We start from the raw sequence: 19,756 nt of genomic DNA, 5'->3' as shown, positions 1-19,756 counted from the left end.
TGTGTAAGCGCATCGGGATGTATTAGCTTGCTGCCTACCTGTAACGCTAATTACGCTGGGTATCTATACTAATGGCTATCGGCAAAACGCCCTTAGAGCGTGCTGGTAAACTGTGCCCACAGGATTGCTATGCAGAATATCACCCAAATTATTATCGACGAACAGCGGGAAAGGGAGGAGCCGTCATACTCCTTTCTCGGTGGCGTTACAGGCTTTGTTTTCTATTGGCTGGCGTTTGCGATACCTTTCTTTGTCTATGGTCCCAATACCGTCTTCTTCCTGCTGTACACTTGGCCGTTCTTTCTGGCCCTGATGCCGGTTTCAGTGTTGGTAGGTATTGCCTTGAGTGTGTTATCGCGCGGTAATCTCTTATTTACCATTGGTGGGAGTGGTATTGCAGTATTGTGTTTATTCTGGATGCTGTTTTCATTTCTTACTGGTTGGTGAGCAAATCGGCGGGCTATTCGGTTTCACCTGATAATAACCCGCTTCAATTTGTAACATCTTCAATGGGTAACCGTTTACCCTTGCGCTGAAAGCACCTTACTGAGAAATGCCTGAGTTCGCGGGTTAGTAGGGGCGGTAAAGATTTTTTCCGGTTGCCCCTCTTCCTGTATCACCCCTTGATCAATAAACAGCACCCGGTCGGCCACATCTCGGGCAAAGCCCATTTCATGAGTCACTACCACCATGGTCATCCCTTCCAGTGCTAATGCTTTCATCACCGCTAGCACTTCACCGACTAACTCCGGGTCCAGCGCTGAAGTCGGTTCGTCAAACAACATGATTTTAGGTTCCATTGCCAAGGCTCGGGCAATGGCAACGCGTTGCTGTTGACCGCCAGAAAGACTGCTGGGATAGGCATCAATCTTATCGAGTAATCCCACCTTGCGTAACAACAATTCAGCCCGTTCTATGGCTTGTGCTCGTGGCAGCTTTTTAACATCCATAGGTGCCATGGTTAGGTTTTCCAACACCGTCATATGAGGGAAGAGATTAAAACGTTGGAACACCATGCCGACACTTTCGCGCATCCGGTTGAGATCGGTTTTCGGCTTATGGATCTCAAAACCATTAACGGTTATTTCTCCCCCGGATAACGTCTCCAACGCATTAATACAGCGCAAAAAGGTGCTTTTACCCGAACCGGATGGGCCAATGATGCAAACCACTTCTTTTGGCTGAATGTCGCAAGAAATGCCACGCAACACATGGGTTTCGCCAAATTGTTTTTGTAGGTTATGTACGTGAATCACTTTTACCGAACCTCTTTTCCATATGCCGCACTAATAGCGAAAGTAAGAATGTGATAACCCAATAAACCAGTGAGATAGTCAGGTAGGGTTCCCAATAAGTCGCATAGGCACCAGAAACGGTGCGAGCAGCATAGGCTAAGTCAGCCAGGCCAATCGCAGAGGCCAGCGATGAATCTTTTACGATAGCGATGGCATTGTTACCCAGTGGCGGTAACATCCGGCGGAAAGCCTGAGGCAGAATAACCTTGCGCATCGTTTTGCCGTAGCTCATTCCCAATGAGCGCGAGGCTTCCATCTGGCCGCGATCAATTGACTGAATACCCGCGCGGAAAATCTCAGAAACATAAGCACCCGCGTTCAGCGTGATAGCCACGACACAGGATAAAAAAGCACCGTAATCTGAGCGCAGCATTCTGGCAAAATCAGAAGACATAATGCCATTGGTGACCAGAATGCCATCCCGTGGGTTAATAAACAGTGGCACCAGCGCGAAATGCACCACCATTATCTGCACAAATAAGGGGGTGCCGCGAATAGCACTAATATAGATGCGTACTGGCCATTGAACGAAATAGTACAATACTGGCTTCCAGATACCGTGAGGCGCTTGCGCCAGACGGCCCAGACCGAGGGTTAACCCCCAGGTTGTGCCCAAAATCACACAGATAATGGTGCACTTAATTGTCATCCAGGCACCGTCCATAAACAGTGGGGCGTATTCCTGAATGATTTCCCAACGAAATCCTGACATAGGGTGATCCGGTCAATCAAGCCACCGCGCATTCACGCAGCGGTGGCGTATATAAGAAAGGGTTATTTTGCTGGCTGGGTTGCGGCTGGCAGTGTTGGTACCTGTGCATCAAACCATTTTTCATAGATTTTGGCGTAAGTGCCGTCAGCAATGATTTTCTGCAAACCACTGTTGATTTTGGTGCGCAATTCTTCATTACCTTTCGCCACCGCAATACCGAAATATTGGCGCTCAAACTTGGTATCGGAAACCAGTTCAAATGCTTTTTCCGGGTGAGTTTTCAGGTAGAACTTGGCGACACCTACATCACCTACGGCGGCAGCGATGCCATCTTCGTAGAGTTCTTGCAGCATCAGTGGCGTGTTATCAAAGCGTTTGATCGCAGTGCTGTTTTTACCCAGAACATCGGATACCACGATGTCGCCGGTGCTTGAGTTCACCACGCCAACATTCAGATCTTTCAGTGCCGCAATGGAATCAACTTTAGAGCCTTTAGCCACGACGATAGTTTGTTCGGCAGGGAAATAAGGATCTGAAAAATCAACCATTTGTTTACGTTTATCGGTAATGGTGATACCCGAAATGATGATATCGCGATCACCGGAGCCTAATGTGGCAAAAATCCCTTCCCAAGGCGTATTCACCAATTTGACCTGAAAACCTTCAGCTTTACCGATAGCTTTGATGATATCTATATCAAAACCTTCCAGTTGTTTTTGGCTATTTTCATACTCAAATGGGCGGTAGGTACCACCGGAACCGACAACATAAGTCGGCTCGGCTGCAACAACGCTACCCGCAGACAATACGGCGGCCAGACAAGTTCCGACCAGCATTAAACGTTTAAACATGTGAATCTCCCGGTAAAAAGTAGCAACGAGTTAAGGTACATTTTTTATTTATGCAGTTTGAGTGCATAAAAATAAACTTTTATACATATAAACTCAACTGTAATGGGGTTTATTTGTTTTTGACGAGATTAAATATGCATTTTTAACTTGAGTGTTGGTATAAGCTAATGCCAAAAACAGTTTTTGCAGTGTTTATCTCTGCATGATTTGCAGTGGGGCAATAAGAGGTAGTTACAGCAGGACTTACCGTGCACTCAAAACCAGCAACTAATGACATTTTGTAGATTTGCATGGTATTTTTGCCGGAAATCATCCTTAATCTGAGCTTTATGACCTATTTCCTTCACAGAGTGGAGTCCGACGAAAAGTTGTGGGATGATTATACCCGTCATACTTCAAGTTGCATGTGTGTTGGCTGTCTTCGTTCACCCCAGTCACTTACTTGTGTAAGCTCCTGAGGACTCGCTCAGTTGCTGCCTTCCTGCAACTCGAATTATTTACGGTATAGGCAGTTTTTCAGGGGGCGGGAATGGGAAAACTTACACTACTATTGCTGATTTTACTTGGCTGGTTACAGTATTCACTGTGGTTGGGCAAGAATGGTGTTCATGATTTTGTTCGGGTTAAGGATGACGTGGCGCTGCAAGAGGCCAATAACGGCAAACTTAAAGCTCGGAACGATCAGCTATTTGCTGAAATTGATGATTTAAATGGTGGTCAAGAGGCTATCGAAGAACGCGCACGTAACGAACTGGGCATGATCAAGCCTGGCGAAAGTTTCTATCGTCTGGTTCCTGACCAATCCAGACGTAATGCGGGTATCCCTTCGTCGTCAAATAACGCGCAATAATAAATAATGAGTAATTTTGCAGTTTCCCTTCCTGATATCATTGCGGTATTACCGGCTGCAGGTATTGGCAGCCGTATGCAGGCTGATTGCCCTAAACAGTATTTAACTGTGGCTGGCAAGACAATCATTGAACATGCTATTTTTTCTTTGCTTCGGCATCCACGTGTCCAGCGGATTATTGTGGCAATACATCCTCAGGATACGCAGTTTTCAACGTTACCTATTGCGCAGGACCCGCGGATCACGCTTGTTCACGGTGGTGAGCAGCGGGCTGATTCGGTGATGGCTGGCTTACAATGTGCAGGGCAGACTGAGTGGGTGCTGGTTCATGATGCGGCTCGTCCTTGTTTGCATCTCGATGACCTTGAAAGGTTGTTGTCGATTATCGACCATAGCCATGTCGGGGGTATTCTGGCAGCACCAGTACGTGACACCATGAAGCGCAGTGAGGCCGTTGTCCAAATTGGCGATCATCCAGCCATTGCCCATACTGTAGATCGTCAAGCGTTGTGGCATGCCCTGACACCTCAACTTTTCCCGCTTGAGTTATTAAAAACATGCTTGGCCCGCGCCTTGCGCGAAGGGGCGGTGGTCACTGATGAAGCTTCTGCATTAGAACATTGCGGCTATCATCCGATATTAGTGTCTGGTCGTTCGGATAATATCAAAGTGACGCGCCCTGAAGATCTGGCCTTGGCCGAGTTTTATTTAACCCAACGTCAATAGCCCAATTAATGGGTGTTGCAGCCAGTAAATTCCAGCAGGCTTGGCCCAGTCATTGTGATTCTGGTGAGTAAGAGCGGCTAATGCTGCTGCAACCTCAAGTAATAAAGGCATTATAAGGAGTGCAATTAATGCGAATTGGTCATGGTTTCGATGTTCATAAATTTGGCGGAGCTGGCCCACTTATTATCGGCGGTGTGCGTATCCCATATGAGATGGGCCTATTGGCACATTCCGACGGTGATGTCGCATTACATGCTGCTACCGATGCAATATTGGGGGCGGCTGCGTTAGGTGATATCGGCAAATTATTCCCTGATACCGATCCGGCATTTAAAGGTGCTGATAGCCGTGCTTTGCTGCGTGAAGCTTATCGCCGTATTCTGGCGAAAGGCTACCGGCTGGGTAATCTGGACATTACCATTATTGCCCAGGCACCTAAAATGGCTCCCCATATCCCGCAAATGCGCGTTCATTTGGCGGAAGACCTACAATGTCATATGGATGATATCAACGTAAAAGCCACCACCACGGAACAACTTGGTTTTACTGGCCGTGGTGAAGGTATTGCATGTGAAGCAGTGGCGCTTTTGGTTAAAGCATAACAGGGTTAAGGCATAACGATGGACATGGAAAATCTAACCTGGCTGCACGGCAAACCCAAAGCGAGTGGCATTTTAAAAGCCAATCCCGAAGATTTTGTGGTGGTTGAGGACTTAGGCTTTGAACCTGATGGCGAAGGCGAACATTTGCTGATCCGTATTCGCAAAAATGGCTGTAATACGCAATTTGTTGCTGACTATCTGGCGCGTTTTGCCAAGCTTCATCCGCGTTTAGTGAGCTATGCGGGTTTGAAAGATCGCCACGCTGTCACAGAGCAGTGGTTCTGTTTGCACCTACCGGGCAAAGAAGCACCGGATCTCGCTACGTTCGAGCTGGAAGGGTGTGAAGTGCTGGAAGCTGTGCGGCAGAAACGTAAGCTGCGTATCGGTTCACTGAAAGGTAATGCTTTTACCCTAGTGTTGCGCCATATCACTGATCGTCAGGATGTAGAACAACGGTTGCAGCAAATTGCCGCACAGGGAGTGCCCAACTATTTTGGCAGCCAACGGTTTGGCCGTGGTGGTAATAATCTGGTGCAGGCTCGTCTGTGGGCGAATAATGAGATTCGGGTCAAAGAGCGCAGTAAACGCAGCTTTTACTTGTCCGCTAGCCGTAGTGCAATGTTCAACCTGATTAGCAGTTGCCGTCTGGCGCAACAGCAAGCAACCACGGTGCTGACAGGCGATGCTTTACAGTTAACTGGTCGTGGCAGTTGGTTTGTGGCCAGTGCTGATGAATTGGTGGCGTTACAGCAGCGTGTTGATGCGGGTGAATTGAATGTGACGGCCCCACTGCCAGGCGACGGCGAACTGGGTACGCAGGATGAAGCATTGGCTTTTGAGCAGTCATGTATAGCGGATCAAAGTGAATTACTGGCGTTGATTAAGCGTGAACGTGTTGAGGGTGCTCGCCGGGCTGTACTGCTAAAGCCACAGAATATGGTGTGGAGCTGGTGGGATGACGTAACCCTTGAACTCAGCTTCTGGCTACCCGCGGGCAGTTTTGCCACCAGTGTGGTAAGGGAAATAATGAATCAGGATAATGCCGATGCTGCGGATATTGCTGAGTAACGACGACGGTATTTCTGCGCCAGGGATACAAGCGCTCGCCGCTGCATTGCGCGAGTTTGCGCAGGTACAAATCGTCGCCCCAGATCGTAATCGCAGCGGTTCTTCCAATGCACTGACTTTGGACTGTGCATTACGCATTACCACATTATCCAATGGCGATATTGCCGTGCAGCAAGGTACTCCGACAGATTGTGTCTATCTCGGAGTAAATGCGTTAATGCGCCCCCGGCCCGACATTGTGGTTTCCGGTATCAACGCAGGCCCGAACCTGGGGGATGATGTTATCTATTCCGGCACGGTGGCCGCCGCAATGGAAGGGCGGCATTTAGGCTTTCCTGCTCTGGCCGTGTCACTCAACGGTCATCAGCATTATGCTACGGCAGCAGCAGTCACTTGCCGTTTATTGCGTGCTTTACAACAAAAGCCGTTGCGTACCGGTAAGATACTTAATATTAATGTACCTGACTTACCCTTATCTGAAATTAAAGGTATTCGAGTCACACGTTGTGGTAGTCGCCATCCAGCAGAGCAGGTATTTTGTCAGCAGGACCCACGGGGGCAAGATCTCTATTGGATTGGGCCGCCGGGGGAGAAATTTGATGTAGCACCGGACACTGATTTTGCTGCGATTGAACAAGGTTATGTTTCTATAACACCACTTCAAGTTGATTTAACCGCCTATGCGGCGCAAGACGTGGTTGAAAACTGGTTAGCCAACATTACTGGTTAAAACACCTAGGGTGACGAGGAATGGTAAATAAACGCATGCAGACATTGTTGATGCTGTTACGTCAGCAAGGTATTCACGACGAGCGCTTGTTACAGGCGATCGAAGCGGTGCCGCGCGAGCGTTTTGTTGATGAGGCGTTGTCCCATAAGGCATATGAGAATACAGCTCTACCTATAGGTTCAGGGCAAACTATTTCTCAGCCGTACATGGTGGCACGGATGACCGAATTGTTGCAATTGACACCGACTTCTCGGGTATTAGAGATAGGTACCGGTTCTGGCTATCAGACCGCAATTTTGGCGCATTTAGTCGAACATGTCTGTTCAGTTGAACGAATCAAAGGGTTACAGTGGCAGGCAAAGCGTCGCCTAAAGCAACTGGATCTGCATAATGTCTCCACCCGCCATGGTGATGGCTGGTTAGGTTGGGCATCACGCGGGCCATTTGATGCGATCATTGTCACAGCAGCTCCACCAGAAATTCCAAGTGCCTTACTTGAACAATTGGATGAAGGTGGGATATTAGTTCTTCCCGTTGGGGAGCAGGCTCAAACCTTGAAATGTGTGCAACGCCGTAACAATGAATTCCAAATTGAGACGGTAGAGGCCGTGCGTTTTGTTCCTTTGGTTAAAGGTGAATTGGCCTGAATAAATGCCTTTAGACCCATCATACTTCAAGCTGCATGTGCGTTGGCTGCGCTCAATTGCCGCCTTCCTGCAACTTGAATTATTTAGGGTGTATTTCAGTCTTAATCTTTAACTAAAGTCGAAGTGCAGTTTTTTTGTGCTAAAGATTGGCCGAAAATCAGTAATATAAATTTTATGGTATGGCAGGCGCGGTATTGATAGCATGCGCGCTTCTGTATCTTGTTTCTTCAGTGCGAGTCAGCATGTGTCTTGGCCTGCACTGTGGAACCTTTTAATACTCGAAAATGAGTGGAATAGTCATATTCGGCATGGCGTTTTAACAGTCGTTAACTGACCACTTTAACTACAGTGTAAAAGGTATTTTGGATATATCGCTTATTATTGCTGTCATGGGGGAAGCATGAGCACGGGAAGCCCAATGATTACATTACGCCGGGTAGCGGCATGTACGGTTATGAGTTTATGGTTGGTAGGTTGTAGTAATGACTCCTCAACATCTGCGCCAATCAGCAGTGTTGGCGGTGATCGTTCAGGGACCATGCTAAGTGGCTCGGATACGAATAGTTCCGGTAGCCGCATCGTTTATAACCGTAGTTACAACAGTATCCCCAAGGGAAGTTACAACGGTAATACCTATACCGTTAAGCGTGGTGACACGCTGTTTTATATTGCCTGGATAACCGGGAATGACTTCCGTGATCTGGCAGCAAAAAACAATATTGCTGAGCCATATAGCCTGAATGTTGGACAATCTATCCAGTTGGGTAATGGGTCGGGTGGTGGAATGTTAGCCGCGACCGATGCCACATCAGGTGGAATGACAAAACCGCCGGCAAATATTCAGAACACAACTACAACGGTTGATTCTCAATCAACTAGCGCGTATTCTGGAAACTCGGGTAAACAGAATGTTGGTAAAATGTTACCAGCGTCAGGGGCAGTTGTCGCATCGACCGCACCTGTTACCGCGCCAAGCAGTACCATCAGTGATCCAACCAGTAATGGTGGTCCAGTCAGTAGCTGGAAATGGCCAACTGAGGGTAAAACGATCGATAGCTTCTCGGCTTCCGAAGGGGGCAATAAAGGGATAGATATCGCCGGTTCTCGTGGGCAACCCATCTTCGCTACAGCAAACGGGCGAGTTGTGTATGCTGGGAACGCACTGCGTGGTTACGGTAATCTTATTATCATCAAACATAATGATGATTACCTGAGCGCCTACGCTCATAACGATACAATGCTGGTCCGGGAACAAGAAGAAGTGAAGGCGGGTCAAAAAATAGCAACCATGGGTAGCACCGGAACCAGTTCAGTTAGATTGCATTTTGAAATTCGTTACAAGGGGAAATCCGTAAACCCGCTGCGTTACCTTCCGCAGCGATAGATTGGGCAGAATACGCTGTATTCTGCTCGCCGGATTCACGGGTAGGAGCAGCATATGAGCCAAAATACGCTGAAAGTTAACGAGTTGCATGAAGATGCTGATTTTGATGAAAACAGTACGGAAACTGAAATTTTCGACGAAAAAGCATTAGTAGAGGATGAACCTACTGAAAGCGAGTTAGCAGAAGATGAGCTGTTGGCGCAAGGTGTTACCCAGCGAGTGCTGGACGCGACGCAGCTCTATCTTGGTGAGATTGGTTATTCGCCGCTGTTAACCGCAGAAGAAGAGGTTTATTTTGCCCGGCGTGCATTGCGCGGTGATGTGCCTTCACGTCGGCGTATGATTGAAAGTAACTTGCGGTTGGTGGTGAAGATCGCCCGCCGTTACAGTAATCGCGGTTTAGCACTGCTGGATTTGATTGAAGAGGGAAACCTCGGTCTTATTCGGGCGGTGGAAAAATTTGATCCTGAACGCGGTTTCCGTTTCTCCACTTATGCCACTTGGTGGATTCGTCAAACGATTGAACGGGCGATAATGAACCAAACCCGGACCATCCGTTTACCTATCCATATCGTTAAAGAATTAAACGTTTATTTGCGTACTGCACGAGAACTTTCTCATAAATTGGATCATGAACCGAGCGCTGAAGAGATTGCTGAGCAACTCGACAAACCGGTTGATGACGTGAGCCGTATGTTACGTCTGAACGAACGTATCACTTCTGTTGATACACCGTTAGGCGGCGACTCAGAGAAAGCCTTGTTAGATATTCTGTCCGACGAAAATGAAAATGGTCCAGAAGATACAACGCAAGATGACGATATGAAGCAAAGTATCGTTAAATGGCTGTTTGAATTGAATGCTAAACAGCGCGAAGTGCTGGCCCGTCGTTTTGGTCTTTTAGGATATGAAGCAGCAACGCTGGAAGATGTTGGCCGTGAAATTGGTTTGACGCGTGAGCGTGTCCGCCAGATTCAGGTTGAAGGCTTACGTCGTTTGCGGGAAATTTTGCAAACACAAGGCTTGAGCATCGAGGCGTTGTTCCGTGAATAAATTTACCCGCCTTTCTGCAACACGAAATAGTTAGGGTATAGATAGTTATTCTTATAAAACACAAAAACGGTGAACAGATGTTCACCGTTTTTTTATGCCCGTTTACACCATATTCTTCAGGCGATAAATCCATTCCAATGCCTGACGTGGTGATAATGAGTCTGGGTCCAGTGCTTCCAATGCTTCAACCGCAGGTGGTGTCTCTTCATTTAACAATGTCAGTTGTGAGCCATCAATCTTACTGGCTGCGGCATTATTAGACAATGACTCGAGCTCTTTCAGTTTTTGCCGTGCCCGCTTAATCACATCACGTGGTACACCGGCCAGGGCTGCGACTGCCAGACCATAACTTTTACTGGCTGCCCCATCCTGCACACTGTGCATGAAGGCGATAGTTTCGCCATGTTCCAGAGCATCAAGGTGGACGTTTACCACACCTTCCATTTTTTCCGGTAGGGTGGTTAACTCAAAGTAATGAGTGGCGAACAGCGTCATCGCTTTAATACGGCTCGCCAGATTTTCAGCACAAGCCCAGGCTAATGAAAGGCCATCATAAGTGGATGTACCGCGACCAATCTCATCCATCAGCACCAGACTTTGCTCCGTGGCGTTATGCAGGATATTGGCTGTTTCCGTCATTTCGACCATGAAGGTGGAACGGCCTGAAGCCAGATCGTCAGCGGCACCTACGCGGGTAAATATGCGATCAACCGGGCCAATGATAGCGCTTTCCGCCGGAACATAACTCCCCATGTGTGCCAACAAAACTATTAAGGCTGTTTGGCGCATATAGGTACTTTTACCCCCCATATTCGGGCCGGTAATGATCAGCATCCGCCGCTGAGGTGATAACGTCAGCGGGTTAGAAATAAAGGGCTCACTGAGAACCTGCTCGACGACCGGATGGCGGCCAGCGGTAATTTTAATCCCCGGTTTATCACTCAGGGTTGGGCAGTTGTAGTTAAGTGTTTCCGCTCTTTCAGCCAGATTCGCCAGTACATCCAGTTCCGCCAACGCATTAGCACTGATTTGCAATTCAGGCAGATGTGGCAACAGAAGATCGAAAATCTCTTCATATAACCCTTTTTCAATCGCCAGCGCTTTGCCTTTAGAGGTCAGAACCTTGTCTTCATACTCTTTCAGTTCTGGAATGATATAGCGCTCAGCATTCTTCAGGGTTTGTCTACGGACATAATGAATCGGAACCAAGTGGCTCTGACCACGACTTACCTGAATGTAATAGCCGTGGACGCCATTAAAACCGACCTTCAGTGTATCCAGGCCCAGCTTTTCACGCTCACGGATCTCCAGCCGATCCAGATAATCGGTAGCACCATCGGCCAGAGCTCGCCATTCATCGAGTTCAGAATTATAACCCGGCGCAATGACACCACCATCACGTACTAACACTGGCGGTGCTTCTACAATTGCCCGCACCAACAGATCCTGTAATTCATCAAACTGGCCGACTTGTGACAACAAATTTTGCACGTGGGGAACATCCACCGATTGCAGTAGACGGTGAATCTCCGGCAATTGCTGGAAAGCATGGCGCATCCGCGCTAAATCTCTTGGGCGCGCAGTGCGCAGCGCCAAACGAGCCAGAATACGTTCTAAGTCGCCTACCTGACGCAACGGCGTTTGCAGTTCGGCGGTGATATCTTGTAAGCCGCCGATTGCTTGTTGGCGATCGCTTAATACCTTGATATCGCGAACCGGCATATGCAGCCAGCGTTTTAGCATGCGGCTGCCCATTGCGGTCACACTGCAATCGAGAATAGCAGCTAACGTATTTTCAGACCCACCAGACAGGTTCTGGGTCAGTTCAAGGTTACGACGGGTCGCGGCATCCATAACAATGCCATCTTGCTGGCGCTCCATGGTTAAACCGCGGATATGGGGTAGAGAGGTACGTTGGGTATCTTTGACATATTGCAGTAGGCAACCCGCAGCGCGCAGTGCTTGATGGGCTTGCTCTACACCAAACCCGATTAAATCACGGGTGCCGAATTGCAGATTAAGCTGCTGACGGGCGGTTTCTAGCTCAAACTCCCATAATGGACGGCGGCGCAAGCCATGCCGGTGTTCTATCAACGACATCTGCTCAAAGTTTTCTGGGTAAAGTAACTCTGCGGGATGCGTTCGCTGCAACTCGGCAGCCATGGTTTCAAGATCTGCGGGTTGTGCAACCCTAAAACGACCGGAGCTGATATCTAACGTCGCATAGCCAAAACCGCGCGCATCCTGCCAGATAGCCGCCAGCAGATTATCTTGACGTTCTTGTAGCAGAGCTTCATCACTGACAGTACCTGGTGTCACGATACGCACTACTTTACGCTCAACTGGCCCTTTACTGGTGGCGGGATCACCGATTTGCTCGCAAATTGCGGCAGACTCACCTAACTGGACCAGCTTCGCCAGATAGTTTTCTATCGAATGATAAGGTACCCCAGCCATCGGAATAGGCTCACCTGCGGAGGCTCCGCGTTTAGTGAGTGAGATATCCAGTAGCTGTGAAGCTCGCTTGGCATCACTGTAGAACAGTTCGTAAAAATCCCCCATCCGGTAGAACAATAGAATGTCAGGATGCTGGGCCTTGAGCCGAAGATACTGCTGCATCATCGGGGTGTGAGAATCGAGTTTATCGGTATTATTCATGTGGTTATGATTTATAGTCCATTGAATTTAAAGTTAATTGTGATTTTTATTATTATCGTTAGCTATCACATGATTTTACGGTTAACACGGAAATCTCGCTATCAATGCCGGCACAACAGCCGATAAAAATAAGCTATGAGCTTGAAACAGAAGGGCTGTAATTACAACCATTCATCAAGTCCTTTTTCCAGCCGATATACTAGCCCAGCAGCCCCAAAACTGACATAGGTAAAACTCGAGGCTGCCCGCAAACGGTGTAATAAGCCCCTTGATTTAGGGGCCAGGTGATTTGTGATTGCTGATAAGGTCGGCGTTATTGAAAGGCTGGGTTGGCGGGGAATAAAGCGCGAGCAGTTTGGTACAACTGATCGGCGTAAGCTGTTTCCTTCTGATACCGAGCAATCATGATCAGACTTTGATAAACATTCGGATCATTGTGTAATTGAATATACTGCTCGGCCCATACCCTAAATTGGCGTAATAACATGGGGTCAGGATGCTGGTTAAATCGCAATAATAGATTAACATTTCTTATATATTGATACCTTTCCCACTGGATATAGGGATTGGTCAGGCTATCTAAAGGCTGCATGTTAACCAAGCCACTTCTCTCGGCCAGTGTGAGTACCCGGCCAGTTTTAAAGCCTGTCACCATAAACACCAGTGTGCATAGCGCCGATAAAATCACGGCAGTGTGCAGCCAGCGTTGCCAGCAAGTTGGCTTCGATGTGGTGGGTTGCAGCATATCTTCTGTAACCATCAGGCGGCCAAGTAAAATCAGCACCAGCCAGTGGGCTGCTGATTGATAAAGAGGGAACTCCGTCATCAAATGCAACGCGATCGGCAACGTGAGAACCCACAGAGGGAAAACGGTTTTTGGTTGCATTAAGAGTGGCTTCACATAGCCGATAGCCAATAGCAACATCCCGATCAGTGCGGCAATGCCACCCTCAACCCAACCATAAAGCACTTCATTATGAGGGTGGGAAGGATAAGTTAAGTAAGTCGGTACCCGCCAATGCTGCGCCAACTCATGGGCAAAACTTGACTCAAAGCTACCATATCCCCAACCCTGCCATGGGTGCAGCTGTATCATCTGCCAGGTATATTGCAGTATCAGCCAGCGCTCGGTGTTGCTGGCATCTTTGGATACATGCATACCGATATTCATCTGTTCCAACAGATAAACGGCGACCAGTAAACTCAGCAGGCTACTCAGCCACACCCAGGCTATCTGTCGCTGACGCCAGTAATATAGCGACAGTAATAGCAAGGTTGTTATCCCGCCAACCCAACCGATCCTTGATTGCAACAGCACCAATAAGCCTGGGAATAGCAGCAGGGTAAGTGTGCTGATGCCTCGAACGGCCCGCTTGCTCGATAACATAAACAGATAGATTGCAATGCTATAACCGGTTGCCAGGTAACTGGCCAGTACATTGGTTTGCTGGAATATGCCATAAGGCCGCTGTGCACTATCAAATTCCATCCAATTATCGGATGTAAAAACAAAAAATTGCAACAGAGTCAGCACAGCTTGCCCCCAGGCCGACAAGAGGATGATCACCAGCCATCTCTGTCGCAGGGCTACATTCAGTTTCAGGCGGAACAACCCCAGTAGCAGTATTATCCCACCCCACAGGCCTAAAATCCGCGGTAACCAGGCAACGACATGCTGTAATGAGGCAGGAAATAGCCCCGGCAGGCTTATCATCAAGGCGCCAAACAGCAGCCACAAACGGCCAGGAGAATTTACAAGCTGAGTGGCTTCAGTATGGGGTAAATAGAGTGTTATCGTCAGCAGTGCCATCATGGCCCAGATGATTATATTGGCAGGAAGATGAAGCCCAGCCCCTCCTCGGTTGATTTCATAGTGCATCATGGTGACAAAGGTAATGGACATCAGCGCCATAACAACAAGGTTGAGCACTGGTACTGAAAGAGTGGGTCTTATAGATGGGGGTAAACAAAGTTTCATTTTTCTATCAACAAGTTACATATATAGCTAACATCCTGTTGTACGGAAACAGGTTAACTAATTGTCCAATATTGGGGTTATAACAGCTCAATGGGATAGTGTCTGGCAGCAATTAAAGCTGAATCTTTATCGCTATTCAAATTTATCTCGTTGAAAAATAATGTTTTTATTCTAAGATGATGGCCGTTTCATTTTTTTTCTGGCTGAGTAACAAACCAGCGTAATGAGTTCATCACTTTGGTTTCTGACATTCTGGCCCTGTCTTCCTCGACTAGCTTCATTAATACCAATCTTGCCGTATAAATATCCAAGTGCGCTTTATCGGCAAGTTCTCTGGTTTTTGGCCAATTGATAACAGGTGGTGGCGACTCAGTAAACTGCTCCATTAACGAATTACAGTGGTTCTCCAGAATACCCATCACTTCTTCTTTTCTCTGATTCTTCGGTTTCATTGTTATTTACCCTATTAAATTTATATGTTGAGAATGTATAACTTTAAATTTCCTATATTCTTTATTTCTAATCAGTGCTTCCTACATATTATGTGGATATTTCCTACGCCATCGGTAATTGTTCTTACATTAACGTGGTTGTGTTCTCATTCCTTTTTATATGTTTTTATATTCTGTATTTTGTCACCCAGTATCTTACGCTCAGGATTTAACTTTTTGTCATTTTTGCCGCATAAGGAAAATAGGGTTATTAATTTGCATGTGAAATAAATGATATTTTAAGTAATTTAATAAAAACCTTTAAAATCAATCTATTGATTTATTTTTTATGGGTTTTGTTGAGATTTAACATATAAAAAAACCAAGCTAACCTAAGAAGGAATCAAAGGGTTCTCGGGTGTTTATACCATTATTACTAAGGTTTTTCTGCTTCTTAGGCTGAAATGTTAAGGATTTAATGTCGATTATAGATTGGGTCATGAAATAAGCAATCATTAATTTTGAAAAATCGCTCTTTAGCGATCAAATGTGTCGGGATGCTTATTTTTGGAGTGTTATATGTCGAGGGTATAATGTTTATCGATCAATCTTATCGATTTTATTTCGTTACTGTAATCAATTAAGTTAAACACTCTGAATTATAGTTATTTGAATTAAATGACTATCAACTAGATGCCTATATTTGTATTATCTGCCTCGAACAAAATAAGGGCTTTAAACGTTATTTGAATTTTTTTCTTAATGTGCAGGCGTTACCAATGCCTACATATTGACTTTATGGCTCTGTGCAGTTCTCAGCTTGTCCTTTGGTATTTTAACGGCAAGAAGCAACATGCATTTGTATTTTAAAACAACTTCTACGCGGTATTTACTTTGATTTTTTCAAAGCAAATCAGTGTATTAAATTTTAATTGTGTATAAAGGAATCACGTAATGAAACTGAATAAAACAATCTTGGCTGCTGCTCTGGTATTAGGTTTTGCTTCTATGGCTAACGCTGCTGATCAAGGCCAGGGTACTGTGACTTTCAATGGTTCAATCATTGATGCACCTTGCTCAATCGCATCAGGTTCTGATTCTCAGACTGTTGAAATGGGTCAGATCTCTAACGTACTTCTGCAGAATGGCGGCAAATCAAACCCTGCCAAAAAGTTCGACATCAAACTGGAAAACTGTGACATCGCTACTCTGAAAACTGTAACCACTACTTTTAGCGGTGCAGAATCAGAAGCAGTACCTGGCCTGCTGGGCATCACTGGTCTGGCTGAAGGCGCTGGTATCGCCATCGTTGATGGTACTGGTTCTGTTGTGAAACTGGGTCAAGCAACTGCTGAACAGACTCTGATCACCGGCAACAACACTTTGGCATTCTCTGCTTACCTGCAGGGCAGCACAGCTTCTGACGCTATCAAACCAGGTAGCTTCTCAAGCGTAGCTAACTTCATGCTGGCTTACCAATAAGCCCCCCTTTTTTAATTGGACATGCGGATTTATCCGCATGTCTTTTCTCTTGAGAAAGATACGTATTGGATGAGTTAGGTGATTTATGTCCAGGTCTTTTTTTTTGATAGTGCCTCCTTCCTTACTGATGGCGTTATTGCTGAGTTTACCGGTAACGGCAGATCCCATGAAAACAGCCTGGGGCCGCGTGAGTATGGAAGGAAGTATTACTGATACTGCTTGTGCGATAGAGCCCGGAAGCTTGGAACAGACCATCGATATGGCGATTTTGCCTATTGGTAAATTGGTTCAGAACGGTGCAGGGGATGAACACCCGTTTGAGATTCGGTTGCTGCATTGCACGATAGCTCACCCTGATCCAGATAAGTCGAACCAGCAGCATTTTGTTGTGACATTTGACGGTGCCGCAGACGGTAATAATTTTGCAGTTAATGGTGAAGCCGAAGGAGTGGCAATGCAAATTATTGATGATAAAGGCAATGTTTCGACGCCAGGGGTGGCATCACCGGAGATCAATATAATTCCTGCTGATATGAAACTCAATTATGCCCTGCGGTTAGTGGGCAATGGTAAGACACTGCGTGCTGGAACTTATCATTCTAGCGTTCGTTTCAAATTGGATTATTACTGATTTCAATGAGTAAGGTGACATATCCCATGGTATCCGCTCGTTCCATCACCTCCGGTTTTGCCCGTCGTGATTTATTGCGAATTTTGATTGCAGTTGCATTAAGTGGCAATGCTTATGGAGCGCAAGCCCGTGATGATATTCAGTTTAATACCGATGTGCTGGATACCAAGGATCGCGCTAATTTTGACCTGAGTCAGTTCTCCCAACGCGGCTACATCATGCCTGGGCACTATAACTTATTGGTTAGTATGAATAAGCAGGAGCTCAGCGAACAGCCGGTTGTGTTCTACGTCTCAGAAAAAGATCCTAATAAAAGTGAGGCCTGTTTAACACCCCAGTTAATTGAGTTGCTGGCATTGAAAGAAGACAGCTTCCAAAAGCTGACCTGGTCGCGTAATGGGGAGTGTCTCGATATCAGCAGCTTACCCGGTCTGACCGTGGAAGGTGATTTGGCGAAGTCAGCACTGTACCTGAGTGTGCCGCAAGCCTGGCTGGAATACAGCGAACCCGATTGGGATCCCCCTTCTCGTTGGGAGGATGGTATTCCCGGAGTGCTGTTCGATTACAACTTGTTAGGGCAATTGAACCGCCAGGAAACGAACAATACCAATAACAATACGTTAAGCGGAAACGGGACCACCGGCGCTAACTTGGGTGCCTGGCGATTCCGTGCTGATTGGCAAACGCGGGTTGACCAATCATCGGGTTCATCGACTGAGCGTCAGTGGGATTGGAGCCGCTATTACGCCTATCGCGCTATCCCGAATTTGGGTGCCAAGTTGACGCTGGGTGAAGATTTTCTGAACTCCGCCATCTTTGATAGCTTTCGCTTTAGCGGCGCTAGTCTGGCGACCGATGACAATATGTTACCGCCTAATTTGCGTGGCTATGCCCCTGAAATTACTGGTGTTGCCCGTACCAACGCGCGAGTTGTTGTGAGTCAGCAAGGGCGTGTGTTGAGTGAAACACTGGTCGCGGCCGGTCCTTTCCGTATTCAGAACTTGAACAGTTTTGTTTCCGGCACGCTGGATGTGCGAGTCGAGGAACTTGACGGACAAGTTCAACAATTCCAAGTGAATACCGCCAGTATTCCTTATCTGACCCGCCCTGGCATGGTGCGCTATCGCATGGCTGCCGGTAAGCCTTCGGATATCGGACGTCGGTCTGAAGGGCCAGTATTTGGTACCGGGGAATTCTCCTGGGGGATCAATAGCGGCTGGTCATTGTTTGGTGGTGGGATCAGTGGTGAAAACGAATATCAAGCGGCATCCATCGGGGTTGGCCGTGATTTGATGGAATTTGGTGCCGTATCGGTTGATATGACCCAATCTTGGGCCAATTTACCCGAGCAAGGTACGTTGAGTGGCGGCTCTTACCGAGTCAACTATTCGAAAAACTTTCAGGAAACAGGCAGTCAGGTGACATTTGCTGGCTATCGCTTCTCTGAACGTAACTTTATGAGCATGACTGAATATCTCGACGCGCGTTATCGCAACAATGACGTGGGTGGCAATAAAGAGATGTACACCATCAGCTTCAACCAGCAATTTCAAGATCTGGGGCTGAGCGCGTATCTGAACTATAGCCATCAGACCTATTGGGATCGCTCGGCGAATGACCGCTATAACCTGTCGCTCTCGCGTTATTTTGATATCGGTAAAGTGAAAAACGTCAGTTTGACCTTCTCGGCTTACCGTAACCGCTATAACGAAAGCAATGACGATGGCGTGTATCTCTCCATGTCGATGCCGTTTGGTAACAGCGCAACAATCAGTTATAGCGCGACGGTGAGTGGCCGTGAACACAGTCAGCGAGTGGGTTATACCGATCGTCTGGATGCTCACAACAACTACCAGATCAATACCGGCGTAGCACGTAGCGGCGCGCTAGTCAGTGGTAACTATAACCACATAGGTAATAGTGCGGATATCAATGCCAACGCCAGCTATCAGGAAGGACAATACTCTTCTGTTGGTTTAGGTATTCAGGGCGGGGCAACTATCACCCCTGAAGGCGGGGCTTTGCATCGGGTTAATACCCTTGGCGGCACTCGCTTGTTACTCGATACCCAAGGGGTATCCGGCGTTCCGGTTCAGGGATATGGCTCATCGATACGGACCAACCAGTTTGGTAAAGCTGTGGTTGGTGATGTGAATAGCTACTACCGCAATCGGGCCAGTATAGATATCGATAACCTGGCAGACGATGTTGAAGCCAGAGGAACCATAGCCCAGGTCACATTGACTGAAGGTGCTATTGGTTATCGCCGCTTTAATGTGATTTCCGGCGAAAAAGCGATGGCCATGATACGTATGGCAGATGGCACATCACCGCCATTTGGGGCCACCGTGTTAAATGAAAATCAGCAAGAGACCGGCATTGTTAATGACGACGGTTCCACCTATCTCAGTGGGATCAAAGCCGGTGAAACCATGTCAGTACACTGGAATGGGAAGGCGCAATGCAGCATCACTCTGCCGCAGGCTCTTTCTCCAGCAATACTGGCGAATCTACTGTTGCCTTGCCAGCCAATAGCGACGGGGGATAAACCTCCGGTGTCGCAGTAGAAAGGTTTGGTAATGAACCTGCGGGTAACCGCCCGTTCAGCTAAGTGAAAACGATCGGCGCCACCAGGTTCTGACAAGATTAATTCGAAGG

General features: G+C 47.2%; 18 protein-coding genes. 12 read left to right on the top strand and 6 right to left on the bottom strand.

Annotated features, from left to right (window positions below; all coding sequences use genetic code 11):
- Positions 1–129: 129 nt before the first annotated feature.
- Entirely contained in the window at positions 130–447 is a 318-nt protein-coding gene (locus V1953_RS17200) for a DUF3561 family protein (protein WP_083160403.1), read from the top strand.
- A 74-nt stretch (positions 448–521) separates the two neighbouring features.
- Here V1953_RS17200 and V1953_RS17195 read toward each other — a convergent pair whose 3' ends face one another.
- The 3 genes from V1953_RS17195 to V1953_RS17185 all read right to left on the bottom strand — a co-directional run bounded on the left by V1953_RS17195 (position 522) and on the right by V1953_RS17185 (position 2,858).
- Entirely contained in the window at positions 522–1,256 is a 735-nt protein-coding gene (locus V1953_RS17195; RefSeq protein WP_083160401.1) for an amino acid ABC transporter ATP-binding protein, read from the bottom strand.
- A complete protein-coding gene (locus V1953_RS17190) occupies positions 1,240–2,007 on the bottom strand; it encodes an amino acid ABC transporter permease (RefSeq protein ID WP_005181636.1) in 768 nt (255 codons plus the stop codon). The genes V1953_RS17195 and V1953_RS17190 overlap by 17 nt, the downstream gene beginning before the upstream one ends.
- Positions 2,008–2,069: 62 nt before the next feature.
- Positions 2,070–2,858, bottom strand: a complete 789-nt coding sequence (locus V1953_RS17185; RefSeq protein WP_372558063.1) for a basic amino acid ABC transporter substrate-binding protein — start codon at positions 2,856–2,858, stop codon at positions 2,070–2,072.
- 529 nt (positions 2,859–3,387) lie between these two features.
- Here V1953_RS17185 and ftsB point away from each other — a divergent pair.
- The 8 genes from ftsB (at position 3,388) to rpoS (ending at position 9,918) form a co-directional block, all read left to right on the top strand.
- The gene (gene ftsB, locus V1953_RS17180; protein WP_083160397.1) at positions 3,388–3,708 is read left to right on the top strand and encodes a cell division protein FtsB; all 321 of its coding nucleotides are present in this window, start codon (positions 3,388–3,390) and stop codon (positions 3,706–3,708) included.
- Between the two features lie 6 nt (positions 3,709–3,714).
- On the top strand, positions 3,715–4,434 hold the full coding sequence (gene ispD, locus V1953_RS17175) for a 2-C-methyl-D-erythritol 4-phosphate cytidylyltransferase (RefSeq protein WP_372568706.1): 720 nt from the start codon (positions 3,715–3,717) through the stop codon (positions 4,432–4,434).
- Positions 4,435–4,562: 128 nt separating this feature from the next.
- A complete protein-coding gene (gene ispF / locus V1953_RS17170) occupies positions 4,563–5,036 on the top strand; it encodes a 2-C-methyl-D-erythritol 2,4-cyclodiphosphate synthase (protein WP_083160395.1) in 474 nt (157 codons plus the stop codon).
- Positions 5,037–5,054: 18 nt separating this feature from the next.
- The gene (truD, locus tag V1953_RS17165) at positions 5,055–6,104 is read left to right on the top strand and encodes a tRNA pseudouridine(13) synthase TruD (protein WP_083160393.1); all 1,050 of its coding nucleotides are present in this window, start codon (positions 5,055–5,057) and stop codon (positions 6,102–6,104) included.
- Positions 6,082–6,834, top strand: a complete 753-nt coding sequence (gene surE / locus V1953_RS17160; RefSeq protein ID WP_083160391.1) for a 5'/3'-nucleotidase SurE — start codon at positions 6,082–6,084, stop codon at positions 6,832–6,834. Before truD ends, surE begins: the two co-directional genes overlap by 23 nt.
- A 20-nt stretch (positions 6,835–6,854) precedes the next feature.
- Positions 6,855–7,481, top strand: a complete 627-nt coding sequence (locus V1953_RS17155) for a protein-L-isoaspartate(D-aspartate) O-methyltransferase (protein ID WP_050086457.1) — start codon at positions 6,855–6,857, stop codon at positions 7,479–7,481.
- A 418-nt stretch (positions 7,482–7,899) separates the two neighbouring features.
- Entirely contained in the window at positions 7,900–8,865 is a 966-nt protein-coding gene (gene nlpD, locus V1953_RS17150; RefSeq protein ID WP_193784841.1) for a murein hydrolase activator NlpD, read from the top strand.
- Between the two features lie 54 nt (positions 8,866–8,919).
- The gene (gene rpoS, locus V1953_RS17145; RefSeq protein WP_019210991.1) at positions 8,920–9,918 is read left to right on the top strand and encodes an RNA polymerase sigma factor RpoS; all 999 of its coding nucleotides are present in this window, start codon (positions 8,920–8,922) and stop codon (positions 9,916–9,918) included.
- A 102-nt stretch (positions 9,919–10,020) separates the two neighbouring features.
- Here rpoS and mutS read toward each other — a convergent pair whose 3' ends face one another.
- The 3 genes from mutS to V1953_RS17130 form a co-directional block, all read right to left on the bottom strand.
- On the bottom strand, positions 10,021–12,576 hold the full coding sequence (gene mutS / locus V1953_RS17140; RefSeq protein WP_083160387.1) for a DNA mismatch repair protein MutS: 2,556 nt from the start codon (positions 12,574–12,576) through the stop codon (positions 10,021–10,023).
- 313 nt (positions 12,577–12,889) lie between these two features.
- Positions 12,890–14,479: a Wzy polymerase domain-containing protein gene (locus tag V1953_RS17135; protein WP_442821246.1), complete on the bottom strand. Its 1,590-nt coding sequence runs from the start codon at positions 14,477–14,479 to the stop codon at positions 12,890–12,892.
- A 263-nt stretch (positions 14,480–14,742) separates the two neighbouring features.
- Complete coding sequence (locus V1953_RS17130) at positions 14,743–15,006, bottom strand: faeA-like family protein (RefSeq protein ID WP_442821245.1); 264 nt, start codon at positions 15,004–15,006, stop codon at positions 14,743–14,745.
- Between the two features lie 933 nt (positions 15,007–15,939).
- On the opposite strand from V1953_RS17130, the gene V1953_RS17125 reads away from it, so the two are divergent.
- From V1953_RS17125 to V1953_RS17115, 3 genes are all read left to right on the top strand, one after another.
- Positions 15,940–16,467: a fimbrial protein gene (locus tag V1953_RS17125; protein ID WP_083160381.1), complete on the top strand. Its 528-nt coding sequence runs from the start codon at positions 15,940–15,942 to the stop codon at positions 16,465–16,467.
- 127 nt (positions 16,468–16,594) lie between these two features.
- Positions 16,595–17,098, top strand: coding sequence for a fimbrial protein (locus V1953_RS17120; protein ID WP_193784840.1), 504 nt, complete (start codon positions 16,595–16,597; stop codon positions 17,096–17,098).
- Between the two features lie 26 nt (positions 17,099–17,124).
- A complete protein-coding gene (locus tag V1953_RS17115; RefSeq protein ID WP_193784720.1) occupies positions 17,125–19,665 on the top strand; it encodes an outer membrane usher protein in 2,541 nt (846 codons plus the stop codon).
- The last annotated feature ends 91 nt before the right edge of the window (positions 19,666–19,756 follow it).

Origin of the sequence: Yersinia sp. 2541 StPb PI, from assembly GCF_052217145.1 — a bacterium.
Taxonomy (GTDB): domain Bacteria; phylum Pseudomonadota; class Gammaproteobacteria; order Enterobacterales; family Enterobacteriaceae; genus Yersinia; species Yersinia enterocolitica_E.
Note: the sequence above shows the minus strand (reverse complement) of the source record. Positions and strands in the feature narration are given on the sequence as shown.

What these genes read in the sequence shown, in the direction of transcription:
- V1953_RS17200 (WP_083160403.1), top strand. Translation starts at nt 130, where the DNA reads ATGCAGAATATCACCCAAATTATTATCGACGAACAGCGGGAAAGGGAG.
- V1953_RS17190 (WP_005181636.1), bottom strand. Translation starts at nt 2,007, where the DNA reads ATGTCAGGATTTCGTTGGGAAATCATTCAGGAATACGCCCCACTGTTT.
- V1953_RS17185 (WP_372558063.1), bottom strand. Translation starts at nt 2,858, where the DNA reads ATGTTTAAACGTTTAATGCTGGTCGGAACTTGTCTGGCCGCCGTATTG.
- mutS (WP_083160387.1), bottom strand. Translation starts at nt 12,576, where the DNA reads ATGAATAATACCGATAAACTCGATTCTCACACCCCGATGATGCAGCAG.
- nlpD (WP_193784841.1), top strand. Translation starts at nt 7,900, where the DNA reads ATGATTACATTACGCCGGGTAGCGGCATGTACGGTTATGAGTTTATGG.
- truD (WP_083160393.1), top strand. Translation starts at nt 5,055, where the DNA reads ATGGACATGGAAAATCTAACCTGGCTGCACGGCAAACCCAAAGCGAGT.
- rpoS (WP_019210991.1), top strand. Translation starts at nt 8,920, where the DNA reads ATGAGCCAAAATACGCTGAAAGTTAACGAGTTGCATGAAGATGCTGAT.
- ftsB (WP_083160397.1), top strand. Translation starts at nt 3,388, where the DNA reads ATGGGAAAACTTACACTACTATTGCTGATTTTACTTGGCTGGTTACAG.
- ispF (WP_083160395.1), top strand. Translation starts at nt 4,563, where the DNA reads ATGCGAATTGGTCATGGTTTCGATGTTCATAAATTTGGCGGAGCTGGC.
- V1953_RS17125 (WP_083160381.1), top strand. Translation starts at nt 15,940, where the DNA reads ATGAAACTGAATAAAACAATCTTGGCTGCTGCTCTGGTATTAGGTTTT.
- V1953_RS17130 (WP_442821245.1), bottom strand. Translation starts at nt 15,006, where the DNA reads ATGAAACCGAAGAATCAGAGAAAAGAAGAAGTGATGGGTATTCTGGAG.
- V1953_RS17120 (WP_193784840.1), top strand. Translation starts at nt 16,595, where the DNA reads ATGGCGTTATTGCTGAGTTTACCGGTAACGGCAGATCCCATGAAAACA.
- V1953_RS17155 (WP_050086457.1), top strand. Translation starts at nt 6,855, where the DNA reads ATGGTAAATAAACGCATGCAGACATTGTTGATGCTGTTACGTCAGCAA.
- surE (WP_083160391.1), top strand. Translation starts at nt 6,082, where the DNA reads ATGCTGCGGATATTGCTGAGTAACGACGACGGTATTTCTGCGCCAGGG.
- V1953_RS17135 (WP_442821246.1), bottom strand. Translation starts at nt 14,479, where the DNA reads ATGTCCATTACCTTTGTCACCATGATGCACTATGAAATCAACCGAGGA.
- V1953_RS17115 (WP_193784720.1), top strand. Translation starts at nt 17,125, where the DNA reads ATGGTATCCGCTCGTTCCATCACCTCCGGTTTTGCCCGTCGTGATTTA.
- ispD (WP_372568706.1), top strand. Translation starts at nt 3,715, where the DNA reads ATGAGTAATTTTGCAGTTTCCCTTCCTGATATCATTGCGGTATTACCG.